Origin of the sequence: Phenylobacterium sp. (genome assembly GCF_030693805.1) — a bacterium.
In the GTDB taxonomy this organism is placed as follows: domain Bacteria; phylum Pseudomonadota; class Alphaproteobacteria; order Caulobacterales; family Caulobacteraceae; genus Phenylobacterium.
The window spans coordinates 1-2,250 of record NZ_JAUXZW010000066.1; the positions used below are offsets into that span (position 1 = coordinate 1).

Annotated in this window: 1 protein-coding gene; it reads left to right on the top strand. The window is 43.2% G+C overall.

What is annotated here, in order from left to right:
• A partial coding sequence (locus tag Q8M88_RS02670) for an efflux RND transporter permease subunit (RefSeq protein WP_305594702.1) occupies positions 1-2,250 on the top strand: 2,250 nt, incomplete at both ends.

Here is a 2,250-nt window from a genome sequence, read left to right on the forward strand (position 1 = left end):
GAGCGATTTGTTACTTTTCCTGTGGAATTGGCTATGGCCAACCTTCCCGGTGTTACGGAAATTCGTTCGATTTCCCGCTTTGGCCTTTCGGTAGTAACCATCGTCTTTGAAGATGATATGGGCACCTATCTGCCACGGCAATTAATACAAGAAAAACTTAATGTAGTAAGACAACAAATACCTGAAAATTTTGGCATTCCGTCTATGGGGCCCATTACAACAGGGCTTGGTGAAATTTATCAATATACCCTCCAGCCCAAGCCTGGCTATGAAACAGCGTACTCCCCCACTGATTTGCGCACTATCCAGGATTGGATCGTAAGGCGGCAATTAGCTTTGGTAGAAGGCGTCGTCGGAGTAAATGCCTTTGGCGGAAAAATTAAACAGTATGAAATAGCGATCAACCCTGACAAGCTCAATGCCAACAATGTTTCCATTTCTGAAGTATTCGAGGCGTTGCGGCGCAATAATAACAATACCGGTGGTGCCTACATTGAAAAAAACAATATGGCCAATTTTATCCGCGGGGAAGGTCTGGTACGTTCACTTGATGACATAGGAAATATTGTTATTAAAGAAGTAAATGGCATACCCGTCTTAATCAGAAATGTCGCGGAAAAAGTACATTTTGGTCACCAGGTGCGCTATGGCGCTTTCACGCAGGATGGCCGGGAAGCTGTAGGCGGCATGATTCTGATGCTAAGGGGGGAAAATTCTAATGCTGTAATCCAGAACGTGCAAAAGCGCATAGCTGAAGTTCAGAAATCATTACCAGAAGGCTTGGAAATTAAACCTTTTCTTGATAGAAGCGCGCTTATAGAACGGACTACCAGCACAGTAAGCGAGAACCTCACAGAAGGTGCGCTAGTTGTAATTTTTGCCTTAGTCATCATTCTAGGTAGCATAAGAGGCGGCCTTGTCACTGCCAGTACTATTCTCTTATCCTTCCTCTTTGCCGCTATCTTGATGAAGCTATTTAACGTATCGGCTAATCTGATAAGTCTGGGGGCTATTGACTTCGGGATTATTGTTGACGGTGCAGTGATTATAGTAGAACGCACCATATATGAAATCCAAAAACAGTTTAAGGGCCGAAAATTAGGAGTTGATCAAAACGTCATGGATGAACTAGCCTACCAGGCTGGAAGTTCCATGATGAATACCGCATTTTTCGGTCAGATAATTATACTGATCGTCTTTGTTCCTATCCTATTCCTTACCGGAATAGAAGGCAAAATGTTCCACCCCATGGCCTACACTTTTGGTTTTACCATGGTGGGAGCCATTATCCTTTGCCTGACTTATGTCCCTGCGATGTCAGCCCTATTTTTAAAACCAATAAAGAACAAAAGGAATTGGTCTGGAAAGTTAGAAAGATCGTTTGAGAAAGTCGGTGAGAAAATTGTAAATGGCTTCCAGCTTGCTTATCTGCCTTTGCTAAAGAGTGCGCTACGGCACCAAGTAATTGTCATGATTGCGGCAATTGTGTTATTGGCTGCTGCTATCTTTACTTTTACCAGGTTGGGTGGCGAGTTTATACCGCAGCTAGAGGAAGGCGATATTGCCATGCAGGCACTTATCAGACCGGGTAGTAGTCTCAGCGAGACCATTGATGTTTCTATAAAAATAGAAAACATTTTGCTGGAAAATTTCCCGGAAATAAAAATCGCTTTAGCCAGGATTGGTGTGGCAGAAATTCCTACAGATCCTATGCCGATGGATATCGCTGATATGTTCATTATTCTGGAAAAAGACAAAAATAAATGGACTTCAGTCAAGTCAAAAGATGAACTTATTGAGAAAATCAAAGAAAAGCTTGATAACGAGCTGACGGGAGTCAACTTGGTTTTCAGCCAACCGATTCAGCTGCGATTCAATGAGTTATTAACGGGTGTCCGGGAAGATGTGGCCGTGAAGTTATATGGTGATGATCTTGATGTGCTGGCACAAAAAGCAGATGAGATGGCTAAAATCATCGAGACCATTCCCGGCGTGGGTGATGTCAACCCCGAAAGGACTTCCGGCCTGCCCCAAATGACCGTGCGCTATGACCGCGAAAAAATTGCTCAATACGGATTGAATATTGATAAGTTGAATGAATATGTCAGTTCGGCATTTGCTGGGGGTGTGGCTGGAGTGATTTTTGAAGGAGAAAAACGCTTTGACATGGTCATACGTTTTGATAAAACCCACCAGAAAAGTATTGACGATTTACGCAATCTTTATATCGATTTGCCTAACGGCAATCAG